We start from the raw sequence: 395 nt of genomic DNA on the forward strand, positions 1-395 counted from the left end.
CAACCCGTGCCGTCGGCCGCCTCCGCGTACGCCTTGCACCGCCCGTCCACCGCCAACCCCCGCTGCCGGGAGAACTCGATGAACGGACCGGGCGTGGGCATGACGGTGACGCCGCCGGCCAGCGCCAGCGAGCACTCACCCCGGCGCAGCGCCTGCACGGCCAGGTGCAGCGACACGAGTGCGCTCGAGCATCCGGTGTCGACGGTCATCGCCGGGCCCTCGAAGCCGTACGTGTAGGACAGCCGCCCGGACGTGACGCTGCCGGTGGTGCCGGTGAGGATGTACCCCTCGGTCTCGGCCGTGCCCTGGTGCAGGCGGGGCCCGTAGTCCTGGGCCATCGCGCCGATGAAGACCCCGGTCGCACTGCCCCGCAACGACCCCGGCACCAGACCCGC

The 395-nt window shown here is 73.4% G+C and carries 1 protein-coding gene; it reads right to left on the reverse strand.

The annotated features are described in order from the left end of the window. A partial coding sequence (locus tag ACLQ2V_RS28140; protein ID WP_425721740.1) for a beta-ketoacyl synthase N-terminal-like domain-containing protein occupies positions 1-395 on the reverse strand: 395 nt, incomplete at both ends.

It is taken from the genome of Micromonospora sp. DT233, assembly GCF_049841815.1.
In the GTDB taxonomy this organism is placed as follows: domain Bacteria; phylum Actinomycetota; class Actinomycetes; order Mycobacteriales; family Micromonosporaceae; genus Micromonospora.